We start from the raw sequence: 21,312 nt of genomic DNA on the forward strand, positions 1-21,312 counted from the left end.
AACCTTATAGGTTTCAGGAACCTATAAGGTTTATTTAAAAATTTAAAAAGTTTGTTCAGTAGAATTTAAAACAATTATAGAACTAAGTTTAGAATGAAATATTTAAATAAAACAGTTTTTTCTCTTGCTGTAGCCGGGATGTCTTTGCTTTCAGGTAATCTAAGCGCTCAGTTTCTGGGCGGGCACAGGCTGAAGAGTGATGAAGACGGGCCAAAAGGGCAATTTATGATGTATGGTTCATTAGATTATTCTAAAGTAACTACACCTACCAATAGCAGCAGTACCGTTTCCAGTGCACCCCTTGGAGTAGGATATTTTATCAATAATAATGATCTTATCGGGGTTAATTATGCCTACTCTCAAAATTCTGTGAATCATAATGTTGTCTATAAACAAAATGAAGCCGGAATCTGGTATAGTCCATCATTAATGCTTGGGAAATACTTTGTGTTGATCGGTCAGGTGGATGCACACTATGTTTGGGGGCAGCAACAGGCAGCCACAGGAGATGCTATGCAGAACTTTAACGGATTCCGTCTTCGTGCTTATCCTTTGATCGGAATCTTATTAGGTGGAGGCTGGGCCTTGAAATTCAAATTTGCAGAACTTTCAATGCTTCAGACTAAAACTAAAGAAGAAGGCTGGACAAAGAGCTACGTAGCAGGACTTAGTGGTTCAACATTCGGAGTAGGCATTTCTAAAAACTTTGACTTCAGAAAAAAATCGGCTAAAGATGATAATTAATCAGACTATAGGCAATCTCACCGAAAATTCTACGGAAAAGAATATCGATTATCTGGATCTGGAATGGTTTGAAACCACAAAAAGGATTCAACGAAAAAGGACAAGAAACGGAGTAGATGTTGCCATCAAGTTTTTTAAAAGAAGGGCAGCGTTTGTATGAAGGAGATATTCTTTTTGAGGATGCAGAAAAAGTAATCGCGATCAATGTTCTGGAAACAGATGCGATTGTAATGGTTCCCGGCTCTTTATTGGAAATGGGAACAGTATGCTATGAAATCGGAAACAAACATATTCCGCTCTTTATTCAGGATGATAAGGTGCTGCTTCCTTTTGAAATGCCCATGTTCAGATGGCTGGAAGCAAGCGGTTTTAAACCGGAAAAACAATCCGTAAAACTGCTTAATCTCCTAAAATCGAATGTAGAACCTCACGGACATGGAAGTCTTGGGTCTACAATTTTTACCAAAATCTTAAAAATGGCCGCTCCAAAAGATGAATAATAGTATGAACATAAACTTTTTATCAGGACTGCTTCATTTGGCAGATCCCACTCTTCCAATCGGTGGTTATACCCATTCCAACGGACTTGAAACGTATGTACAGGAAAGAATTGTTCATAATTTGGAGACTGCAAGAGAATTTGTGCAGAACATGCTTCAGTACAATCTTAAATTCAATGATGGAGCTTTTGTGAAACTGGCTTATAAAGCAGCTGAAAAAGGAGATTTACAGGCACTTTTGGATCTTGATAATGAATGTAACACGATAAAATGCCCAAAAGAAATCCGCCAGGCTAGTCAGAAATTAGGATTAAGATTGATAAAAATCTTCAAAAGAAGAGACAACTTTCCATTGATGGATGAATTCGAAAAGGCCGTTCGTAACAAAGAAGCTAATTCTCATTACTGTATTGTATTTGGAGTATATGCTTATTTAATGAAGATTCCTTTATACGAAGCATTACTGGGATTCTATTATACTTCTGTTGCGGGGATGATCACCAATGCAGTAAAGCTGGTTCCACTGGGACAGCTTGACGGGCAGGATATCTTATTCGCTTTATATCCGGTAATGGAAAAAACAGTTTGGGAAACCATGGAGCTGGACAGAGATATGGTAGGACTTTGCAATACAGCCTTTGACATCCGATGTATGCAGCACGAAAGACTGTATTCAAGACTTTATATGTCGTAAAAGGGTAAATGAGCAAAATGTAAATATCACTTTGCTGAGTGAAACGCCCTTGTGATCTTAAATATTCGCAATCATCAAAAATCTTAGCGTACATAGCGTTAAAAACAAAAACAAACAAAGTAAAATTTAGAAAAAATGGAAAACAGAAAATACATAAAAGTAGGAGTAGCAGGACCTGTAGGGTCAGGAAAAACTGCATTATTAGAACGTTTAAGCAGAAAATTATTCGGGAAATACGATCTTGGTGTCATTACCAATGATATTTATACTAAAGAAGATGCTGAATTTATGGCTAAAAACAGTCTTCTTCCTCACGACAGAATTATTGGGGTGGAAACAGGAGGATGCCCTCATACAGCGATTCGTGAAGATGCAAGTATGAACCTTGAAGCAGTAGACGAACTGGCAGCACGTTTTCCTGAAATTGAATTAGTTCTTATCGAGAGTGGAGGTGATAACCTTTCCGCAACTTTCAGTCCGGACCTTGCTGACGTTACTATTTTCATTATTGATGTTGCAGAAGGAGAAAAAATCCCTAGAAAAGGAGGCCCTGGTATTACAAGATCAGACTTATTGATCATCAATAAAATTGACCTTGCCCCTTATGTAGGAGCCAGCCTAGAAGTAATGGAGAATGATGCCAGAAGAATGAGAAAAGGGAATCCTTTTGTTTTTACCAACCTTAAAACAGATGAAGGGCTGGATAAAGTAATTGGATGGATCAAAAAATACGCTCTTTTAGAAGAAATTGAAGAACCGAACTTAGTAAGATAAATGGACAGTCGTTTAAAAATTATTGCAGGATTCAAGGGAGGAGAATCATATGTGAAAGATCTTTATGTCTCACTTCCTTTCAGAGTTGTTTCTGTAGGGCAGAGAAAAAGTGACAAAAAGCTCTATCAGATGGTGATGAGCTCCTCTCCGGGAATTCTGGACGGTGACCATTACCATCTGGATGTAGCTCTTGAAAAAGGATCTTCTCTTCAATTACAGTCGCAGTCGTATCAGAGGCTTTTTAATATGGAAAACAAAGCTGTTCAGGAACTGAATGTAACCATGGAAGATGAAACCTCTTTTGCCTATGTTCCGCATCCTATAGTTCCCCATGAAGATTCGAATTTTAAAAGTAAAGCGAATGTTCATATCGGAAAAAACAGTCAGATCATCATCAGTGAGATCATTACCTGTGGAAGAAAACATTATGGGGAAGTTTTCAAGCTGAGACGTTTCCAGAATCTTATGGAAATTTACCATAACAATAAACTGGTAGTAAAAGATAATGTGGTGATCCAGCCAGATTTGATCCCAATCAGCAGTATCGGTAATCTTGAGCAGTATACCCATCAAGGAACTCTGATTTTCTACAGTACAAAAGAAAATGTAGATAAAAATGGCTTGATCGAAGAGATTGTTGAAGCAGCCGCTCAGCATATTGAAGATATGGAAGTAGGGGTTTCAGCGATGGAAGATAATGGCTTTGTAGTAAGAGCTTTGGGGAATGGTGGAGAATTGATGTACAATTTCTTCCTGCATGTTCAGGAAATCCTTTGGTCATTGGAATAAAAAAGGGCTTTGGGAGCCTTGAAAAGTCTGGAACTGGAAGAAAATAGTATTGCTTTAACACTCATTGTCACCCTGAGTGGAGTCGAAGGGTGCTGATTAAGATAAAATTTTTAATAGCCAAGAAAGGCTTTATACACAATCATCAGTGTAATCTCCAAAATCTGCGAGAGCATATATTCAATAGAAGCGGGCTTTAGCCAAAACATAATAAGAATCTGAAACAACAGAATTAATAGAAAATGGACAGTACAGTTTGGGCGCTTCTTTTGAGTGCCGTTTCAATAAGTTTTATACACACCGCCTCAGGACCGGATCACTATCTGCCCTTTATTGTGATTTCAAAATCTAAGAAATGGAGCGGAATGAAAACCGCAATATTAACAGTGGTTTGCGGACTTGGACACGTTCTGAGCTCCCTGATTCTCGGTTTTATCGGAGTATTTCTGGGCTGGCAGCTGAATAAAATTTCCTGGTTTCAGGATATCAGAGGGAATTTCTCAGGATGGGCATTACTGATTTTTGGGGGAGTTTACTTAATTTATGGGGTAATTCAAGCAGTCAGAAACAAACCTCATAAACATTTTGATGTGATGGGCGATGATGTTTACGTATATGAACACAATCACAGTGAAGTGGTTATGCCTCAAACAAGAATCAAAGTAACGCCGCTTGTTCTTTTTATGATCTTTGTAATGGGACCAAGTGAACCTTTAATCCCTTTATTATTCTATTCCGGTGTTAAACATTCTATGTCTGAAATTGCTGTTTTAGTGATTTCATTCACTATAACTACCGTTTTGACAATGCTGGGAATGGTTCTTTTGGGACGCTATGGCTATTCAACATTATTTAATACTGAGAAACTGGAAAGATACATGGGGGTGGTAAGTGGTGCTGTGGTGACCGTCTGCGGAGTCGGGATGGTCTTTCTGGGATGGTAAGCGGGGTTGGAGGGTTTTAGAGTAGGGGAGTTTGAGAGTCTTAGGGCTGGAGAGTTTGAGAATGGATTTGTTTAAAGTTTAAAGTTTAAAGTTTAAAGTTTAAAGTTTAAAGTTGTCATTCTTTCCCTAATAATTAGCAACTCATCATTCATTTGCGAAGCAAAATTGACTATTGACTTTTAAACCTGCAATGTCTCTCATCTCTTAGTCTATTATCTCTCATCCCTATCCAATATCTCCAATCAATAATACAATTAAAAAAACTATGAACGAATTTTTCAAAAAACTACCTTTTTTAGACAATATTTTAAAAGGAATCGGGCAGATTATGCTTCAGGAAAACAGATGGACCGGGCTCTTGTTTCTAATAGGAATCTTTATGGGAAGCTGGCAGTGTGGCGTTGCAGTATTGCTGTCAACAGCAGCCGGAACCTTTACGGCCATGAAGCTTAAATATAGTCAGTCTGAAATCAATGCCGGATTATACGGGTTCAGTGCAGCACTTGTAGGAGTGGCATTGGCCTTTTTATTCGAAACAACAGTCTTGATTTGGGTGCTTATAATAGTAGGGGGTGCATTGGCTTCGGTTATTCAGCATTTCTTTATTCAAAAGAGAATTCCGGTTTTCACCTTTCCTTTCATTGTAATTACATGGATTCTTGTGTTTGTTTTGCACCATTTTACACATATTCCTCCCTCTGCTATGTTGAGTGCTGAGGTGATCCCTTCAGAATATGATGATTTTCTTACCTGTACCAACGGTTTTGGGGAAGTCATATTTCAGGGTGGTATAATTTCAGGAATAATATTCTTTCTGGCTGTTTTCATCAGCTCACCGATTGCAGCTTTATATGGATTAGCCGCATCTATTTTGGGTGCAGGACTATCACAGGTGAATGGAGAGCCAATCAAAGAAATCCACATGGGACTATTCGGATTCAATGCCGTACTTTCAGCCATTGTATTTTCAGGAGTTAAAAAAACAGATGGCTTATGGGTACTTATTGCCGTCCTTTTAACCATTATTATCGATGATCTTCTCATTGATAATCATTGTCTGGATGCTGTAGGCGGAGTATTTACTTTCCCATTTGTAGCTGGAACCTGGATCACTCTTTTAATTCAAAAAGTATTTCTTAAAACTAAAGTATAGGAATGGTTTGGGGGGCTAGAGTTTGAGAGTTTTAGGGTTTTAGAGTAGAAATGTTTAAATTTTAATGTTTAAGGCTGCCATTCATTTGCGAAGCAAAATTGACTATTGAAGTCTAAAACAAAAACATCTCTCATCTCTCCGCCTATTATCTCTCATCTCTACATCTATTATCTCTTATCTAATTTATAATGTAACTAAAACAAAAAATGAAAATAACTAAAATAGCAGCCGCTTTTCTTGTCATGGCTTTCAGTGGAAAAAATGATGGCGCAGGAAGTGGAAAAGCAGTTGTCAATCAAAGATGCAGAAGACAAATTTCCTATTGCAGATGCATTGGTAAAATATGACCACGGTAATAGCCATACTCACACGGGTACGGATGGTAATTTCGTTATTCCTGTAAAGTCACTTCCTGACACCTTAGTGATCAGCCGTCAGGGATATGATGAGGTAAAATGGGTGGTTACCAATGATGATGATAAAAACAAAGTTATTTTTTTACAGCATAAACCATTTCAGATTTCGGAAGTAGCGATTAATCACAGTTCTTTTTTATCTGCTATTACAAAAGTAGATCTGAATAAATTTCCTGTGAATTCAGCACAGGATTTATTAAGAAAAGTACCAGGATTATTCATTGCACAGCATGCAGGAGGAGGAAAAGCAGAACAGCTTTTTTTGAGAGGATTTGATGCTGATCACGGAACAGACGTAAGTGTAAATGTAGACGGAATGCCGGTGAATATTGTATCTCATGCCCATGGACAGGGCTATTCTGATCTTCACTTTGTAATTCCTGAAACGGTAAACAATATTGATTTCGGAAAAGGAGCTTATTATATGGATCGTGGAGACTTCAATACAGCTGGATATGTAGATTTTCAAACGTATAATGGATTGAAAAATAGCATGATTAAGCTTGAAGGGGGTTCATTCAATTCAAAAAGGGTCATGGGAATGTTCAATATTCTACATGATGATCTGGGAAGAAAAAATGCTTATATCGCAGCAGAATACAATTATACAGATGGTCCTTTTGATGTAAAACAAAATTTCAACAGGGTAAATATTTTTGGGAAATATAACCAATGGCTTACTGATAATGATTACTTCAATATCCAGTTTTCAACCTTCAATTCTTCATGGAATGCTTCTGGACAGATTCCGGAGCGTGCCGTAGATGAAGGGATCATTGGCAGATGGGGAAGTATAGATCCTACCGAAGGCGGGAAAACTTCCAGAACAAACCTTCAGATGAATTTTAAGCATATTATTTCTCCTTCTGAACAGATTGATGCGATGGCTTTTTATTCAAAATACAATTTCAATCTGTATTCTGATTTTACATTTTTCTTAAAAGATAAAGATCACGGCGATGAAATCCAGCAGACAGACGGAAGGAATATCTACGGTGCAGAAGTTAAATATTCAAAAAGCTTCTCTCTTCCTAACAGTTCATTGAATTGGATTTCCGGAATAGGCGTAAGAAACGATGATATCAATACCTTGCAGCTGAATCACGTTTACCACAGAGATATGTTGCTTGACAGACTGTCTGATGTGAACGGAACAGAAACGAACCTTCACGCCTATTCAGGGTTGGTTTGGAAAACCGGTAAATGGACAATTAATCCAGCATTGAGAGTAGATCATTTTATCTTTAATATGCATAATTTGCTGGATCCTGAACAATTACCTTCCGGACAGTCGAAAGAAGCAACCAGAGTAAGCCCTAAACTGAACTTCTCTTATGCTCAGAGCGATAACGTAATGTGGTTCCTGAAAACAGGAATGGGATTCCATTCCAACGATATGAGAGTAGTGGTGACCAATCAAAATGAAAACACCCTTCCATATTCTATCGGTGCTGATTTCGGGGTAAGATTACATCCGTTCAAGTCATTGATTATTACTCCAGCAGTATGGTATATGGATCTGCAACAGGAATTTGTTTATGTAGGAGATGATGCTGTAGTAGAACCATCCGGAAAGTCAAGACGTTTCGGGGCAGATCTGGGAATCCGTTTCCAGCCATTGGAAAACTTTTATTTGAATGCAGACATCAATTATTCGCACGCAAGATTTATTGAAGAAGAAAAAGGGCAGGATTATATTCCACTGGCACCGGTAGTGACCAGTACAGGATCTGTAAACTGGGATTTCCTGAATGGGTTTTCTTTAGGTCTTCAATACCGTTATCTTGGTGAAAGACCTGCCGTAGAGGATAACAGTATTAAGACAAAAGCTTATTTCGTTAATGACCTGATGCTGTCTTACAACCGTCAGAAATGGGGAGCTAACATTCAGGTCAACAACCTGTTCAATGTAAAATGGAACGAAGCTCAGTTTGCTACAGAAACCCAGCTGAAAGGCGAAGCAGAACCTATCACAGATCTTACCTATACACCGGGAAGCCCATTTGGAGTAAGAGTGGGAGTGTACTATAAGTTCTAGAGTGGGAGAGTTTGAGAGTCTTAGGGTTGAAGTGTTATTTTCAAATTCACTCATTCTCAAATTTTCAAATTCTCCTGACTCTACTTTATAAATTTTGTCTAACTTTAATTTATCATAATATCGGATATGGAAGTATTATCCAATTTTCAATACAAAAAACTTTTTCTACCGAATATTACGGAGAAAATATTAGCCAATAATGCAGATATACAGCTTTACCGGATAGAGAATTACCTCAAAGGGATTCTGATGCCCGTGATTCCATACCGTACCACGTTTAACTTTATTATTTTCGTTACGAATGGACACATTAAACAGTATCTTGAAAATAAGGAATATCACGCTGAAAAAGGCGGTGTGATCTTTATTAAGCAAGGAACGATTACTGCTACCGTAGAACTTTCTGATGATATTGAAGGCTTTTTTCCTGGCTTACGAAAATAATATCCTTTCTGAGCAGGAATTGCCTAAACATAAGAGCAGTATTTTCTTCATGACTCCTTTCTTGAACCTGGACAGTCTGACCTATGGAACGATTACCCAGCTTTTACCCATCATGGAACAGGAATTATGGCTGAATAATCTGAATATTAATGACGTTGTAGTCACCATGCTACACCTGATTCTTATTAAAATGCTGAGTACAGATTCTGATACCCATCATAAATCTGCCACTCGACCCATGGAACTATCCCTTCAGTTCCGGGATCTTTTATTCAAATATCATGTGGGTGAAAAAGAGTAGCATTTTATGCCGATAAACTATCCGTAACAGAAAGTTATCTGAATAAATGTGTGAAAAGCGTCACTCAAAAATCACCGAAACAATGGATCAACGAGATTGATATCAATTACAGTAAAGCATTACTGCACTCCAGTAAAGACATTGCAGAAATTGCCTATGAACTGAACTTTCACACAGCATCCCATTTTACCCAGCTTTTCAAAAAAAATTGCAGGGATCACCCCGAAGGAGTACAGAACTCAGTTTTTGAGCAATAGAGTGACAGGATAAGGTAAAGGCTGGAAGCTAGAAGATGGAGGATGGGAGTTTTTGTAGCCTGAAGAATCGACTGTTGGTTCCTTAACATATTTATTTTTATAATAACATAAGTATTACAGTTTTGTAAACTCCATCAATTATTTAGTTATTATACCCTGTCATTCTGACGAAGGAAGAATCTGATCTACATTTTAATCTCTTCATTTGTCAGGATGACAATAAAAACTTCAAATAATTAAAATGCGGTTTAGAAAAATGTAGTCCGATAGTACTTCCAACCTCCAGCTTCCCTTCTTCCAGCCCAAAAACTACAACTTCTCATTCTCCAACATTTTAATCACCAGCTTCTCCTCTTGGGTAAGGTCGGCTTTTCCATCATTTTCTTCAATGATTTCCAGCTCGTCAAGATATTTCTTGATGGTATTGTTCTCGTAAAGATTGATTACTAAAGGATGGACATAATATTTTCTGCAGACCGTATTGGTATTTCCCAAATGTTCAGCAACGATGTCCAACGCTTCTTTTACATTTTTTTTATACTGAGTGTCATTTTCAGCATACCCGATTTCTTTAAATGCAATCAGGGCATTTACAGTTCCTGACCAGGTTCTGAAATCCTTGGCTGTGAAATCTTCACCACTTATTTCTTTAATGTAGTCATTCACCATTCCAGAGTCTATGGAATGCCGGTTTCCTTCATCATCCAGATATTGAAAAAGCTCTTTGCCGGGAATATCCTTACATTTCTGTACAAGTCTTGCCAATCTCTTACTTCTGAGATCCACATGATGCATAATACCTTTTTTTCCTTTGAATGAAAAAGTTATTTTTTGTCCTTTTATTTCAACATGCTTATCCTTCAAAGTAGTAAGTCCGAACGAACCATATAGTTTCTCATAAATAGTATTGCCGATACGGATATTCGTTCTTTGCATAAGACTGACGATCAGGGCGAGGATTTTCCGTTTTTCAAAATTTCTTAAGGCAAGATCCTGCTCGATATGAAGTCTTATATCTGGTAATGCATACCCGAACTGAAGCATTCTGTAGAATTTTGTATGATTTCTCAAAGCACTCCATAAAGGATGATAACGGTACTGTTTCCTTTTTTTGACATCAAAACCTGTGGCCTGGAGATGCCCATTTTCTAAAGCACAAATCCATACATTTTCCCAAGCCGGGGGAATGACAAGTTTATTAATTCTTATTATTTCATCCTTATCGCGGATTTTTTCTCCATCCTTATAATAAGAATACTTCTTGCCTGTTTTTTTACGAGTGATTCCGTCAGTTTCTGCATCGGTGGTATAAATAAGATGTACCGCCTTTGCAGAAGCTTCCGGATCCTTCATGATTTTAACAATCTTTGATGGTTTCAGGTGAGAAATAATTTCTAAATCTGTATTCTTCTCCATAGAAAATGGTTAAGAGTTTTTACCCTTCGAAAAGATCAGTAAAAGAATCACTACTATTACACAGACTAAGAAAATTCCCCACCACATTCCGGCTTTAAAGATTGTTCCTACTGCTTCACAACTTGTTAATGTTAACAAACTTAATATCGTAATACTGTATAAGCTCCATTTTTTCATAGGTGTATATTTTGTTGGTGTCAGTTAAATTCGAAGCAGGTCAGGCTTCCAGTTTTTGATGGATTTTTTGATCTCATCTCCTGAAATATTCTCGTGAATTGCCCTGTACAAAAGTTCCTTAAATTCATCATCATAGGTAAATCTTAAGGCTGCAATCTGATCGAACCTTAATTTTTCAACCGTTTCATCAGATCTTCTATTAAAAATTTCAAAATACCGCTGTCTAAATTCAAGAATCACGATACGATTTTGAAGACCTAATGCATAATGCTGTCTGGTCATAAATGCCAGATAAAAAAGCAGAAAAATCACAATTGAAAATAAAATCCAGATCAGCTGGTTACCAGGATCATCCCAGATTTTATAGATTCCCAAAATCTCCAAAACAATTAATAAAGGGAGATAAATAAAATGATGAGGTGGATAAAATTTTCTGTGGTTATTGTAGTTCTGCTGTTTCATAGGTGTAATGTAGCAATAATCTTTCCATAAATTTATTATTTTAATAAAAAATCACATTTTATGGTATGGATTTTACTTTTTTAAAAAATTACATAGTGAATTGAACCTTACCATCCATGTATATGGTTTAGATAAGTTGTTATTTAGATATATAGACTGGAGTATTAAAAAATTATGGGATCTCCTTGTTTTCAGTCAAAATTCATAAAAAAATAACATATCATTAGGAAAAATAGGGACTTTATTTGATCCTTCGACTTTAAATTTTTCGTAACTTTCGGTGTTTAAAAATGAAAAGAATGACTTCAAAGGAAAAAGTTGCTGCGCTTCGTGAAGAAATGCAGAAAAATAATGTTGATGCATTTATAGTATATTCTGCAGATCCACACATGAGTGAGTACCTTCCTGAAGAATGGCAGGAAAGAGCATGGCTGTCAGGATTCTTAGGTTCTGCCGGTTTTGTAGTAGTAACAAAAGACAAGGCTGGGCTTTGGACAGACGGAAGATACTTTACACAGGCTGCTATTGAACTGGACGGTTCAGGAATCGACCTTTTTAAAGACGGAATAGAAGGAACTCCTAATTATATAGATTGGATCATTTCTGAAATTCCGACTGGAGGTAAAGTGGCTGTCAATGCTTTAGCGGCTTCTAATGCTAACTGGGAACTCCTTTCTCAAAAATTAAATTCAAAAAATATTACCCTTGCAGATATTCCTCTTTTAAAGGAGGTTTGGAAAGACAGAGGAACACCATCTGCTAATCCAATCTTTGTACATCCTGTAGAAAGAGCCGGGAAATCTGTAGCAGACAAATTGGCTGCCATCCGTCAGGAAATGGAAGACCAGGAAGCAACGGTTCATATTATTTCAAGTCTTGATGATGTGGCATGGACTTCCAACCTGAGAGGAAGTGATGTACAGAGCAACCCTGTATTTTTAGGATATATTGTGATTACTAAAAATGATGCTGTTTTATTCACTGGTCTTGAAAAACTTGAAGTAGAAGCAAGAAAGCAAATGGACGATTCTTTCGTAAAAATGATGCCTTACGAAGAATTCTATAATTATCTGAAAGCTTTCAAAAATGAAAAAATATTGGTTTCCCCAAACAGCAACCAGCAGATTTTTGAAACATTAAAAGCGGATAACCAATTTATCAAAGCTCCCGTACCAGGAAACCTGATGAAAGCTCAGAAAAATGAAACTGAGTTGGAAGGCTTCAGAACAGTAATGGTAAGAGACGGAGTAGCGATGGTAAAATTCCTTTACTGGCTGACTCATAATGCAGGAAAAGAAGCGATGAATGAATATTCTATCGGTGAAAAACTGAGAGACTTCCGTGCTGCAGGAGAAAACTTTGTGGGAGAAAGCTTCGGTTCTATCGTTGGATACAAAGACAATGGAGCGATCATGCACTATTCTGCTAAAAAAGAAGGAAGTAAAGAGGTAACCAATCAAGATACAATCCTTGTAGATTCAGGAGGTCAGTACCTTGAAGGAACTACAGATATTACAAGAACTTTTGCACTGGGAACACCTTCTGAAGAGTTTAAAAGAAATTCTACATTGGTATTACAGGGATTGATCCGTTTATCTATGGTGAAGTTCCCTAAAGGCACAAAAGGAGTACAGCTTGATGCTATTGCAAGACTTCCGCTGTGGATGGAAGCTAAAGACTTCAACCACGGAACAGGACATGGAGTAGGAAGTTTCATGAATGTTCACGAAGGTCCGCAAAACATCAGAAAAGACTTAAATCCTCAGGAGCTTCTTCCGGGAATGGTGTTGTCCAACGAACCTGGATATTATCTTGAAGGGCATTACGGAATCCGTCATGAGAACCTTATTGCAGTAAAAAAAGCAGAGAAAACAATTCACGGAACCTTTTATGAATTTGAAACATTAACGTTCTGCCCATTCTTTAAAGATACTGTAGTAAAGGAAATTCTTTCAGAAAGTGAAATTGCATGGTTAAACGGTTACCATAAAACATGTGAAGAAAAGCTGGCTCCTCATTTGGAAGGAGAAGTGAAAGAATGGTTCTTACAACTGGTAAGCCCATTATAAGAAACTAAAGTCAATGTTGAAGAACTTTAAACCCAAAACATTGAACTTTAAACTTTAAAAATATTAAACAAAATAATTGTTAGATCAGTAAAAGTCCTGTAAGTTGTCTTGCAGGGCTTTTTTATGTATACAACCGTATTTTCACGGATAAAATTCTAGGGATTCTCCTGATGATGGGAATTAGCGGTCTATCTATCTTTGCATCAACAAACATCATTCATACTTTCATATAATAACAATTGGTACGATCATCCCGCCCTGGGATGATTTTTTATAGTTGGAAGCAGGAAAAATGGAAGCTACTGTTCATAGTATAATTACTTCTGGCTACTATAAATTAGCTGAAAAGAAAAGGATATCTATTCTTTTAACCTTCATTACTTCCATCTCCCAGCCTCCATCTTCCTGCCATTTCCGCCTAACTTTCTTGCCCCGGATGTAATTTTCTAATAAGTTTTATTTATTTTCGCCATATTAAGAAATCCAACCCATGATACATGATTTTTTTCGGAGTTTTAATCTGTTTTCAGAAGATGAAATTGAGACGTTTCTGAAGCTTTTTGAGATCAGGAAAGTCAGTAAGAACGAATATTTTATTCAGGAAGGTGAGAAATGTAAGGAAGTAGCTTTTATACAATCAGGGATTTTCCGTTCTTTCTATCTTTCTGATGACGGAAAAGATATCACCTATTGTTTCAGGTTTCCCAATATGATGATGGCAGCTTATTCATCATTTATTTCCGGCTGCCTTAGTAAAGAAAGTATGCAGGCGATTACAGATGCAGAGCTTTTGATTTTGAAGAAAGAAAAGATGGATACTTTGATTCAGGATCATCTCAACTGGACAAAGTTTTTAAAGATGATTGCCGAACAGGAATATCTTGAATTAGAAAATCGCTTTTTTCAGTTTCAGAGAGACAGTGCAACCCAGCGTTATGCAGCACTTCTTGAAAACTATCCGGATTATATTCAGAAAATCCCGTTACAGTATCTTGCTTCTTACCTGGGGATTACACAACGGCATTTAAGCCGCATCAGAAAAGAGATTTCTTTTTAGACATTTGTCCTGTTGATTGGTTGATAGGCTCTATAATTTTGTCAAAAAAATAGATGGAGCACAATATTCTGATTATAGGCGGAAACGGATTGGTGGGCAAAACAATTGTCCGTATTTTACACACGAGAAACCCTCATCTCAATATTTTTATTGGCGGGCGTAAAGGAGGAAGTACAGGAAGACATCTGACCATTGATGTGACGGATCCCAGTTCTTTTCAGGTAATTACTGATAACAAAATAAACCTTATTATTCTTTCAGTGAATGATAAGTCTGATCATATCCTCAAATATGCCATTGAAAATCATATCGATTATCTGGATATCACAAAGCCTACTCCGGATCTGGTAAAGGCTTATGCTATTGCCGGAAAATCGGATATCAGCAGCAGGATTGTTTTCAGTTCCGGCTGGATGGGGGAATTGTTCCTGGACTGGTCAATATTCTTTCAAAAGATAATGCAGATGTTCGGGGGGTAAAGCTCTTTGTATATTATTCTGTAAAAGATTTGGCAGGGGAGAGTTCCGCTCATTTTATGGCAGAAAATGTTGCTGTTCCTTTTCATGATTATAAAAATGATCAGCCTAATTCTATCAGGCACTTTTTAAACACTGAAGCTTTTGACTTTTCTTTTGGGATTGGAAAGAGGAATGCCTACAATTTTGATGTTCCCGATCTGTACATTTTAAATAAGGTTGAAAGAGTTCCTAATGTGAGTGTAAAGATGACCTACAGTTCAAAGTTTATTACCTGGCTCCTTGGTACTTTCCAATATATCCGGCTTTTTGATATTTTATCCTTAAAAGAAAGAAGAAAGATCTTTGGGACCAGTGGAAATGGAGATCAGGCGGTCTTTGAAATTCTTGTACACGATAAAAATGGTCATAAAAAACTGAGTCTGCAGAGTACAAAAGGGCAAGCCGAACTTACAGCTTTATCAGCAGTTTTACACACCGAAGAATTACTGAGAAATCCTCATGAACATAATGTGTATTTCAGCCACCAGCTGCATGAGCCTATATCATTGCTGGCGCAGCTTAATGCCTATGAAACAATTAATATCAACATAGCACAATGAAAAAAATAGTTATAATCAATGGACATCCGAATAAGGAATCTTTCAATTTCGGTGTTGCAGAAGCGTATAAAAGCGGAGCTATAGAAGCAGGAGCAGAAATAAAAGAAATTATCATTGCAGATCTGAATTTTAATCCGAATTTACAATTTGGATATCAAAAAAGAATGGAACTCGAACCGGATTTGCTGAAGGCCTGGGAGATTATTCAGTGGTCGGATCATCTGGTATGGATACATCCTGTCTGGTGGGGAGGCTTACCCGCCTTGATGAAAGGCTTTATAGACCGGCTTTTTCTTCCGGGATTAGCTTATAAATACAGAGAGAATTCTTTGTGGTGGGATAAACTTCTAAAAGGAAAAACAGCTCACATCATCACAACAATCGATCAGCCGGGCTGGTATTACCGTTTGATGTACGGAAGACCAAGTGTGAATCAGCTTAAGGTATCAACACTGGAGTTTTGTGGAGTAAAGCCGGTGAAGGTAACCTATCTGGGGATTATCCGGAATTCTAATGAGAAGCAGAGGGAAAAGTGGTTGAAGCAGGTAAGATTTTTGGGACAAAAACTAAAATAGAATAATATTGAATAAAAACAGAGGTTGGAAACTCTTACAGGGATCTGTTTTATAAGAGTTTCCTCCTTCCTGTCTTTTACAGTCCCTTTTTCCCTTCTATCCAATACGCCTGCGACCTAATGCATCTGGACGAGACGCCTTTAGATTTAAGAAATTTTCTTATCAGTGACATCCGGGTTCCGTTCCCGGTAAGATAAAAAACAGCATCGTCATTGTAGATGGCTTCTTTTTCTTCTCTCAGAAAGTCAGTTAATGCTTCAATGATTCTCATCGTGCTGTTTTTGGGACTGTGATAACCATATAAATTGAGATTTTCCAAAGCCTGAGCTTCTTCCAACTCATGAAGACAAATAAATGAAGAACCACATTCTTCAACAGCTTCTTTGATGGAAAGTGAGCTTCCTAAAGAAGTTTCATCTCCTATTGAGAAATGGATTTTTGCATCTGGTTCAAAAAAACGCTTTCCTCTCGGTATTAAAATTTTTATAGAATCTCCAACGGATAAACCAGCTGTGAAGAGACTCCCCGCCGAAGAATCATTATGAATATGAAATAAGACTTCAAACGTTCCTGCTTCTCTATTGAAATTGAAAGGCGAGTAATTGCGGAAATCTCTTTCGTTAACCCTGATTCCTATAGCGTAAGCGGGTTCAAACTGAATATCCTGCAAATCGGTTTCAAAACGTATAAGGCGAAGCGTTGGAGAAATATTTTCTATATGAATAACTTTACAATCTTTAAATTTTGAGGACCATACATTTTCTACTGTATCATTGATCCATTTTGGTAAACTTGGCATAAATAATTTTTATGGCAAAGAAAGCTTCAAAATTAAAATATACCGATAGCCGTTTCATGGGAATGGTTGGATAATTCGTGGGATGAGCGGTAGGATTCTTAAGTACAATGAAGAAAATACTGTGAAGCTATCTGTTGGTACTTCTGAATTCTGAAGGTGACTGATCTTCTATTTTTGAAAACAAACGGCTAAAATAGGTGTGGTCATTATATCCTAATTCATAAGCGATTTCCTTTACTGTAAGATGGGTAAATACGAGTAAACGCTTGGCCTCAATTAAAATTTCATGATGAATCCAATGTTGTGCAGGTTTACCCGTTATTTCGCGAATTGATTCTGTGAGATATCCCCTTGAAATATTGAGTTTTTCTGCATATTCAGATGGACTTTTCATGGTTTTATAATTCTGGCGCACCATGATTTTGAATGCTCTTGTCAGTTGTAAAGAGCGGTTTTCGCCAGATGCTTGAGAAGAATTCTCTTTTGAATAGATAAAAGCAAACATTCCTATAAACGCATGAAGCAGAGATTGAATTACTGAAAAACCTTCTTTGGAAGCCAACGTTTCTTCATTATAAAAAGAATGAAGTATAGCAGCCGAATTATTAAATTTTTCTATCCATGATTTTTTCCATCGTCAGAGGATATATTCCTTCCAGAGATTCCTCAAAAACAGAGCGTACATTATCCGGAACCAGATCAGATTGTATGGCGACAAACCATCCGTTCACCTTATCCATTAAAAGACCCTGATGCACTTGTCCTGGCAGCACACAGAAAATAGTAGAATCTTTAGCTTCAATAGTATTGAAATCAACCATCATTTTTACATGTCCGCTTTCCATGAAAGTAAATATATAATGACTGTCACGATGTATTCCTTTGTCCATAAGAATATTCTCTGCATGATAGGTATTTTCATCCATCCTTTTTATATGGAAGCGATGTTTGGAGATATCACTCAGATCGTAGGTTGGAATGGTATGCTTCATCTTTTTGAAACTTTTTTATTTCTGTATATTCAGTTATTTAGCTTTTGAAAAGGCCATTTTTACAGCCAGAAACACGAGTACACTTGCCATAAACCATTTCTGTACCTTAATCCATGCCGGATTATTGGAAAAAAACACCGCTACTTTTGCTGCGGTAAAGACTATCAAGAAATTAACGCTGAAACTAAGCAAAACCTGTACTACTCCAAGTTCTAAACTCTGGCTTAATATCGAGCCATATTCGGGTTTAATAAACTGAGGAAAAAATGATAAGTAGAATACTGCTACTTTGGGATTGAGTACATTGGTTAAGAAACCCACAGTGAATAGTTTTTTAGGACTGTCATGAGAAATACTATGATCTACCTCAAAAATATTTTTACTTTTAGGTTTGACCGCCTGATAAGCCAAATATAAAAGATAAACGGTTCCTGCCGCTTTAAGCACTGTATAAGTAAACGGAACGGCTAACAATACGGCCGTAAGCCCAAAAGAAACCATGACGATATGAAATATAAAACCACAGATAACACCAATCAATGAAATAAATCCGGATTTTTTACCTTGAGTGATCGATTTTGAAATTAAATAAATCATATTGGGCCCAGGGCTGATAGCCAGTATAAGTGCCGCTGCCATAAAAAATGGGAGGTCCTGAAATGGAATCATAAGTCAATAGGTTTTACAGGAAATTTTTCAGAGCAAAGATACGCGCTGTTTCTAATCTGATTTTGAAAAAATAAAAGAATATTAAATTTTATTCAATCTCATTTTATTTTACACCTGAATGTGATTTAAAATAAATACCAGCCTATTTTTTTTGTAAATTTCAACTCATAAAATAATTATCATTCAAAAATATTTATTACCATGACCACGGAAAACATCTTTGAAGCCCTTAGAAACTGGAAAAACCTTATCGATTCTTATACTATTGAAAATGATACGAATGGAACCGAAATTTGGAATTACTTAAATCAAGGAACTCATTTCAGCGTTTCAGGAAGAGAAATTGAACAATGGGCAAAGAATCTGGAAAAGGACGAACTCAAAAGAATTCATGCGTATATAGGTATTCATGAAAAGAAACTGAAGTTTTTTCTGATTGATTCTAAAAGTGATAAAGATGCTGATTTTAGTACTGTTATTGCTAAAGATTTTTTATACAATTTTCCGGAATCAAAGATTGAAAGCAGTTGTGATATGGTAGATCTTCCTACTACGATTACCGCAGAATCTGCTATTAACCGTAACTTTAGATGGAATATGTTTGGGACAGCCTGGCTTCAGTCTCAGAGAAATAAAGATATTTTTCAGGTGATATCAATTCCTTTTTCAGATTATGAAAAAATGGGAATTGAAGGGGAGAAAACCTGTACAAGTTTCTTTGGACTTACTGACGATCTGGAAAAGAAAGATTCAGATTTTCCTTATCATATAGAGATTATTACTGTAGAAAGCCTTGCTGTAAATCATATGAGCCAAGAAGCGGAAAATTATTCTACTCCAAGACCTCCGTTTTCCGTTGATACCCTTAGTGATTATCAACTTTTGAAGCAAAGCAGTAGTGTTTTCGTATAACAGTCTGTCTTTGTATCTTCAGATTATGATTAATCTGGTCTTATTGACAGGATTGATTGTATTGATAAAAGAAAAGGTGAAAGCAAAAGCTCCTGTGATCATACTTCTTTCAGGAGAGTTAATTCTGGAACTTACGGACTTGATTGATCGGATGATGAAGCTCAATACTCTCAATACCTATAATTATGCATTGAGCCAGTTTTTTGGTTTAATGATTCTTACGGTGATTTATAACAATTATTATATTCAGCTTTCCCGTGAAGTAAGACGGATTATTTATGGTTATGCCGGATTGGTATTGATGGGGAATATGCTCTATGTACAAAAAGAGACATTGGTTACTTTTTATTCCAATATTATAACCAGTGTCATTATTTGCAGCTATGCAGCCTCTTATTTTATAAAGATTATCAGAGAAGGACGTGTAGAAAAGAAGATGTTCATTGTCAATGTTATTGTTTTTTTATTTTTTTCTGTAGAATGTCTCATCTCCACTGCTTTTAATTTTTTAATCAGCAATCATCTGAATTGGGTAGCGCCCATATGGCTTTTTAGAGGCGTTTTGTTATTGTCTTTTTATATTGCTTTTATTAATCTGGGATGTGGCGTTGGGAAAATCAGGATCAGATAGTTATATGGATATGGATCGGTATTGGACTATTTTTATTAACAACTGTATTAATTACATTATTGATTGTTAACTATTTGAAAAGCATACAAAGAAACAAACAAAAGGTTTCTCAACTGGTCCGTAATAACCAAAAAGAACACTGGGAGAGTATGCTTCTGCTGCAGGAACAGGATAGAGAACGACTGGCGGAAGAACTTCATGATAACATTATTTCACAGCTGAATATCATCCGTCTGAATCTTAATGATAAAAAGCCGGAGGAACTCAGCCGGGATTTAAAAAGATCTATGCAGTTGATCCGTGAACTGTCACATAATCTTACCCCTCCGGATCTCAATGAAATTGATCTGACGGATTTAATTGAGGACTATCTTGAACAGGTTAATAAAAGTATAGAAGTAATTTTTCGGGCGATCACCATAGGAATACCCATCAGTAATCTGGTCAAATTGAACCTTTTCAGAATTGTTCAGGAACTCGTTACCAATATTCTGAAACATGCGGAAGCTACAAGAATTGATGTTTCACTGAGAATATCTCTGAATTATGTGATACTGACCATTGAAGATAACGGAAAAGGGTTCATCATGGGAAACCATTCCGGAGGTATTGGGATGAGAAATATTAAATCAAGAGCACAGAAAATAAAAGCGATTTATAAACTTAAAACACAGCCTGAAAAAGGAACAAAATTCATAGCCTGTATGGCAATACAATAAAATAAACATGGAACATTCAAAAATTAAAATTGGCATTGTAGATGATGACCTGCTGTTTGTACAGCTTTTAAAAAGCTATATAGAAAGTAACGGGAATTATCAGGTTGTTCTTACATCAACCGGCGGAGATCAATTTCTTAGTGAAGATCTCCCAGCGCTGGATATCCTGATTCTGGATTTAAGGATGGCAAACGGAGATGGCCTTGAAGTAATGACTGAACTGTCAAAACAGGAAAACGAAATCAAAATTATAGTGCTTTCCAGCTTCTACAGACGTTCTTTTATGGGACAGATGCTTAAAATGGGAGCTCATGCCTTTTTATCCAAAGAAATTGAACTCGAGGAGCTGTTAGTGGTGATCAATACCGTTTACAACACCGGACATTATTTCTCCAATGAACAGATTGATGTGATGCGAACCCAGTTCTCCAATAAACTGCCGGAGTTTCATGCTTTTTCTAAAAATGAACTCACCGAGAGGGAAATTGATGTTTTGAGACTAGTCTGCCAGCAGCTAAGCACTAAGGAAATTGCAGACTCCCTATTTATTTCTCCCAAAACCGTAGAAACCCATAAGACCAATCTCATGATTAAAACAGGAGTGAAAAATATGGCCGGATTAGTGATCTATGCTGTACAAAATAACATCATTGATGCCAACGAAATAGTGCTGTTTGATAAATAGATATACAGAATCAGGGAGTA

Annotated in this window: 28 protein-coding genes; 21 read left to right on the forward strand and 7 right to left on the reverse strand. The window is 36.8% G+C overall.

The window, feature by feature from the left end; all coding sequences use genetic code 11:
- Window positions 1–93 precede the first annotated feature (93 nt).
- The 12 genes from H5J24_RS05175 (at window position 94) to H5J24_RS05230 (ending at window position 9,051) form a co-directional block, all read left to right on the forward strand.
- The gene (locus H5J24_RS05175; protein ID WP_068944099.1) at window positions 94–744 is read left to right on the forward strand and encodes a hypothetical protein; all 651 of its coding nucleotides are present in this window, start codon (window positions 94–96) and stop codon (window positions 742–744) included.
- On the forward strand, window positions 734–904 hold the full coding sequence (locus H5J24_RS05180) for an urease accessory protein UreE (RefSeq protein ID WP_232816086.1): 171 nt from the start codon (window positions 734–736) through the stop codon (window positions 902–904). Before H5J24_RS05175 ends, H5J24_RS05180 begins: the two co-directional genes overlap by 11 nt.
- Window positions 861–1,244 (forward strand): urease accessory protein UreE, encoded by a 384-nt coding sequence (locus tag H5J24_RS05185; RefSeq protein WP_232816087.1) that lies wholly within the window; start codon window positions 861–863, stop codon window positions 1,242–1,244. The genes H5J24_RS05180 and H5J24_RS05185 overlap by 44 nt, the downstream gene beginning before the upstream one ends.
- A gap of 4 nt (window positions 1,245–1,248) precedes the next feature.
- Entirely contained in the window at window positions 1,249–1,938 is a 690-nt protein-coding gene (locus H5J24_RS05190) for an urease accessory protein UreF (RefSeq protein WP_068945160.1), read from the forward strand.
- Window positions 1,939–2,073: 135 nt separating this feature from the next.
- Window positions 2,074–2,712: an urease accessory protein UreG gene (gene ureG / locus H5J24_RS05195; protein WP_045499433.1), complete on the forward strand. Its 639-nt coding sequence runs from the start codon at window positions 2,074–2,076 to the stop codon at window positions 2,710–2,712.
- The gene (locus tag H5J24_RS05200; RefSeq protein WP_068944097.1) at window positions 2,713–3,501 is read left to right on the forward strand and encodes an urease accessory protein UreD; all 789 of its coding nucleotides are present in this window, start codon (window positions 2,713–2,715) and stop codon (window positions 3,499–3,501) included.
- A gap of 239 nt (window positions 3,502–3,740) precedes the next feature.
- A complete protein-coding gene (locus H5J24_RS05205; RefSeq protein ID WP_068944096.1) occupies window positions 3,741–4,442 on the forward strand; it encodes a hypothetical protein in 702 nt (233 codons plus the stop codon).
- A gap of 265 nt (window positions 4,443–4,707) precedes the next feature.
- On the forward strand, window positions 4,708–5,595 hold the full coding sequence (locus H5J24_RS05210) for an urea transporter (protein WP_068944095.1): 888 nt from the start codon (window positions 4,708–4,710) through the stop codon (window positions 5,593–5,595).
- Between the two features lie 261 nt (window positions 5,596–5,856).
- Window positions 5,857–8,049, forward strand: coding sequence for a TonB-dependent receptor (locus H5J24_RS05215; protein WP_232816088.1), 2,193 nt, complete (start codon window positions 5,857–5,859; stop codon window positions 8,047–8,049).
- A gap of 126 nt (window positions 8,050–8,175) precedes the next feature.
- Window positions 8,176–8,493 (forward strand): hypothetical protein, encoded by a 318-nt coding sequence (locus tag H5J24_RS05220; RefSeq protein WP_232816089.1) that lies wholly within the window; start codon window positions 8,176–8,178, stop codon window positions 8,491–8,493.
- Window positions 8,456–8,794 carry a hypothetical protein gene (locus tag H5J24_RS05225; RefSeq protein ID WP_232816090.1) on the forward strand — a complete coding sequence of 113 codons (339 nt, stop codon included), beginning with the start codon at window positions 8,456–8,458 and terminating at the stop codon, window positions 8,792–8,794. Before H5J24_RS05220 ends, H5J24_RS05225 begins: the two co-directional genes overlap by 38 nt.
- Before the next feature lie 50 nt (window positions 8,795–8,844).
- On the forward strand, window positions 8,845–9,051 hold the full coding sequence (locus H5J24_RS05230; protein WP_232816091.1) for a helix-turn-helix domain-containing protein: 207 nt from the start codon (window positions 8,845–8,847) through the stop codon (window positions 9,049–9,051).
- Window positions 9,052–9,360: 309 nt separating this feature from the next.
- On the opposite strand, the gene H5J24_RS05235 is transcribed toward H5J24_RS05230, so the two are convergent.
- The 3 genes from H5J24_RS05235 to H5J24_RS05245 are packed head-to-tail and all read right to left on the reverse strand — an operon-like array spanning window position 9,361 to window position 11,106.
- Window positions 9,361–10,467: a DNA topoisomerase IB gene (locus tag H5J24_RS05235; protein WP_068944092.1), complete on the reverse strand. Its 1,107-nt coding sequence runs from the start codon at window positions 10,465–10,467 to the stop codon at window positions 9,361–9,363.
- Between the two features lie 9 nt (window positions 10,468–10,476).
- Entirely contained in the window at window positions 10,477–10,644 is a 168-nt protein-coding gene (locus H5J24_RS05240) for a phosphatidate cytidylyltransferase (protein WP_082811257.1), read from the reverse strand.
- Window positions 10,645–10,668: 24 nt separating this feature from the next.
- Window positions 10,669–11,106, reverse strand: coding sequence for a DUF6526 family protein (locus H5J24_RS05245; RefSeq protein ID WP_068944091.1), 438 nt, complete (start codon window positions 11,104–11,106; stop codon window positions 10,669–10,671).
- 299 nt (window positions 11,107–11,405) lie between these two features.
- On the opposite strand from H5J24_RS05245, the gene H5J24_RS05250 reads away from it, so the two are divergent.
- From H5J24_RS05250 to H5J24_RS05270, 5 genes are all read left to right on the forward strand, one after another.
- Window positions 11,406–13,175: an aminopeptidase P family protein gene (locus H5J24_RS05250; protein WP_068945159.1), complete on the forward strand. Its 1,770-nt coding sequence runs from the start codon at window positions 11,406–11,408 to the stop codon at window positions 13,173–13,175.
- Window positions 13,176–13,665: 490 nt separating this feature from the next.
- Complete coding sequence (locus H5J24_RS05255) at window positions 13,666–14,232, forward strand: Crp/Fnr family transcriptional regulator (protein WP_068944090.1); 567 nt, start codon at window positions 13,666–13,668, stop codon at window positions 14,230–14,232.
- Window positions 14,233–14,285: 53 nt separating this feature from the next.
- Complete coding sequence (locus H5J24_RS05260; protein ID WP_232816092.1) at window positions 14,286–14,711, forward strand: hypothetical protein; 426 nt, start codon at window positions 14,286–14,288, stop codon at window positions 14,709–14,711.
- A gap of 56 nt (window positions 14,712–14,767) precedes the next feature.
- Complete coding sequence (locus H5J24_RS05265; protein WP_232816093.1) at window positions 14,768–15,310, forward strand: hypothetical protein; 543 nt, start codon at window positions 14,768–14,770, stop codon at window positions 15,308–15,310.
- Window positions 15,307–15,885 carry an NAD(P)H-dependent oxidoreductase gene (locus H5J24_RS05270; protein ID WP_068944088.1) on the forward strand — a complete coding sequence of 193 codons (579 nt, stop codon included), beginning with the start codon at window positions 15,307–15,309 and terminating at the stop codon, window positions 15,883–15,885. Before H5J24_RS05265 ends, H5J24_RS05270 begins: the two co-directional genes overlap by 4 nt.
- 76 nt (window positions 15,886–15,961) lie before the next feature.
- On the opposite strand, the gene H5J24_RS05275 is transcribed toward H5J24_RS05270, so the two are convergent.
- The 4 genes from H5J24_RS05275 to H5J24_RS05290 all read right to left on the reverse strand — a co-directional run bounded on the left by H5J24_RS05275 (window position 15,962) and on the right by H5J24_RS05290 (window position 18,345).
- Window positions 15,962–16,684, reverse strand: coding sequence for a siderophore-interacting protein (locus tag H5J24_RS05275; protein ID WP_068944087.1), 723 nt, complete (start codon window positions 16,682–16,684; stop codon window positions 15,962–15,964).
- Between the two features lie 127 nt (window positions 16,685–16,811).
- Window positions 16,812–17,246, reverse strand: a complete 435-nt coding sequence (locus H5J24_RS05280) for a helix-turn-helix domain-containing protein (protein WP_232816094.1) — start codon at window positions 17,244–17,246, stop codon at window positions 16,812–16,814.
- Between the two features lie 43 nt (window positions 17,247–17,289).
- A complete protein-coding gene (locus H5J24_RS05285) occupies window positions 17,290–17,676 on the reverse strand; it encodes a hypothetical protein (RefSeq protein ID WP_232816095.1) in 387 nt (128 codons plus the stop codon).
- Between the two features lie 33 nt (window positions 17,677–17,709).
- Complete coding sequence (locus H5J24_RS05290) at window positions 17,710–18,345, reverse strand: LysE family translocator (protein ID WP_068944085.1); 636 nt, start codon at window positions 18,343–18,345, stop codon at window positions 17,710–17,712.
- 201 nt (window positions 18,346–18,546) lie between these two features.
- On the opposite strand from H5J24_RS05290, the gene H5J24_RS05295 reads away from it, so the two are divergent.
- The 4 genes from H5J24_RS05295 (at window position 18,547) to H5J24_RS05310 (ending at window position 21,292) form a co-directional block, all read left to right on the forward strand.
- Window positions 18,547–19,257 carry a hypothetical protein gene (locus H5J24_RS05295; protein WP_068944084.1) on the forward strand — a complete coding sequence of 237 codons (711 nt, stop codon included), beginning with the start codon at window positions 18,547–18,549 and terminating at the stop codon, window positions 19,255–19,257.
- Between the two features lie 25 nt (window positions 19,258–19,282).
- On the forward strand, window positions 19,283–19,888 hold the full coding sequence (locus H5J24_RS05300) for a hypothetical protein (RefSeq protein ID WP_068944083.1): 606 nt from the start codon (window positions 19,283–19,285) through the stop codon (window positions 19,886–19,888).
- Between the two features lie 74 nt (window positions 19,889–19,962).
- Window positions 19,963–20,607 (forward strand): sensor histidine kinase, encoded by a 645-nt coding sequence (locus H5J24_RS05305; protein WP_167387023.1) that lies wholly within the window; start codon window positions 19,963–19,965, stop codon window positions 20,605–20,607.
- A gap of 7 nt (window positions 20,608–20,614) precedes the next feature.
- Window positions 20,615–21,292, forward strand: coding sequence for a response regulator transcription factor (locus H5J24_RS05310; RefSeq protein WP_068944081.1), 678 nt, complete (start codon window positions 20,615–20,617; stop codon window positions 21,290–21,292).
- Window positions 21,293–21,312 lie beyond the last annotated feature (20 nt).

The sequence above is a fragment of the Chryseobacterium capnotolerans genome (assembly GCF_021278965.1).
Classification (GTDB): Bacteria; Bacteroidota; Bacteroidia; order Flavobacteriales; family Weeksellaceae; genus Chryseobacterium; species Chryseobacterium capnotolerans.

Excerpts from the sequence above, each read along its gene's own strand:
- H5J24_RS05260 (WP_232816092.1), top strand. The coding sequence starts at position 14,286 with ATGGAGCACAATATTCTGATTATAGGCGGAAACGGATTGGTGGGCAAA.
- H5J24_RS05220 (WP_232816089.1), top strand. The coding sequence starts at position 8,176 with ATGGAAGTATTATCCAATTTTCAATACAAAAAACTTTTTCTACCGAAT.
- H5J24_RS05275 (WP_068944087.1), bottom strand. The coding sequence starts at position 16,684 with ATGCCAAGTTTACCAAAATGGATCAATGATACAGTAGAAAATGTATGG.
- H5J24_RS05290 (WP_068944085.1), bottom strand. The coding sequence starts at position 18,345 with ATGATTCCATTTCAGGACCTCCCATTTTTTATGGCAGCGGCACTTATA.
- H5J24_RS05180 (WP_232816086.1), top strand. The coding sequence starts at position 734 with ATGATAATTAATCAGACTATAGGCAATCTCACCGAAAATTCTACGGAA.
- H5J24_RS05300 (WP_068944083.1), top strand. The coding sequence starts at position 19,283 with ATGATTAATCTGGTCTTATTGACAGGATTGATTGTATTGATAAAAGAA.
- H5J24_RS05250 (WP_068945159.1), top strand. The coding sequence starts at position 11,406 with ATGACTTCAAAGGAAAAAGTTGCTGCGCTTCGTGAAGAAATGCAGAAA.
- H5J24_RS05190 (WP_068945160.1), top strand. The coding sequence starts at position 1,249 with ATGAACATAAACTTTTTATCAGGACTGCTTCATTTGGCAGATCCCACT.
- H5J24_RS05215 (WP_232816088.1), top strand. The coding sequence starts at position 5,857 with ATGATGGCGCAGGAAGTGGAAAAGCAGTTGTCAATCAAAGATGCAGAA.
- H5J24_RS05270 (WP_068944088.1), top strand. The coding sequence starts at position 15,307 with ATGAAAAAAATAGTTATAATCAATGGACATCCGAATAAGGAATCTTTC.
- ureG (WP_045499433.1), top strand. The coding sequence starts at position 2,074 with ATGGAAAACAGAAAATACATAAAAGTAGGAGTAGCAGGACCTGTAGGG.
- H5J24_RS05240 (WP_082811257.1), bottom strand. The coding sequence starts at position 10,644 with ATGAAAAAATGGAGCTTATACAGTATTACGATATTAAGTTTGTTAACA.
- H5J24_RS05255 (WP_068944090.1), top strand. The coding sequence starts at position 13,666 with ATGATACATGATTTTTTTCGGAGTTTTAATCTGTTTTCAGAAGATGAA.
- H5J24_RS05265 (WP_232816093.1), top strand. The coding sequence starts at position 14,768 with ATGGCAGAAAATGTTGCTGTTCCTTTTCATGATTATAAAAATGATCAG.
- H5J24_RS05225 (WP_232816090.1), top strand. The coding sequence starts at position 8,456 with ATGATATTGAAGGCTTTTTTCCTGGCTTACGAAAATAATATCCTTTCT.
- H5J24_RS05210 (WP_068944095.1), top strand. The coding sequence starts at position 4,708 with ATGAACGAATTTTTCAAAAAACTACCTTTTTTAGACAATATTTTAAAA.
- H5J24_RS05310 (WP_068944081.1), top strand. The coding sequence starts at position 20,615 with ATGGAACATTCAAAAATTAAAATTGGCATTGTAGATGATGACCTGCTG.
- H5J24_RS05295 (WP_068944084.1), top strand. The coding sequence starts at position 18,547 with ATGACCACGGAAAACATCTTTGAAGCCCTTAGAAACTGGAAAAACCTT.
- H5J24_RS05285 (WP_232816095.1), bottom strand. The coding sequence starts at position 17,676 with ATGAAGCATACCATTCCAACCTACGATCTGAGTGATATCTCCAAACAT.
- H5J24_RS05235 (WP_068944092.1), bottom strand. The coding sequence starts at position 10,467 with ATGGAGAAGAATACAGATTTAGAAATTATTTCTCACCTGAAACCATCA.
- H5J24_RS05175 (WP_068944099.1), top strand. The coding sequence starts at position 94 with ATGAAATATTTAAATAAAACAGTTTTTTCTCTTGCTGTAGCCGGGATG.
- H5J24_RS05185 (WP_232816087.1), top strand. The coding sequence starts at position 861 with ATGTTGCCATCAAGTTTTTTAAAAGAAGGGCAGCGTTTGTATGAAGGA.
- H5J24_RS05200 (WP_068944097.1), top strand. The coding sequence starts at position 2,713 with ATGGACAGTCGTTTAAAAATTATTGCAGGATTCAAGGGAGGAGAATCA.
- H5J24_RS05245 (WP_068944091.1), bottom strand. The coding sequence starts at position 11,106 with ATGAAACAGCAGAACTACAATAACCACAGAAAATTTTATCCACCTCAT.
- H5J24_RS05205 (WP_068944096.1), top strand. The coding sequence starts at position 3,741 with ATGGACAGTACAGTTTGGGCGCTTCTTTTGAGTGCCGTTTCAATAAGT.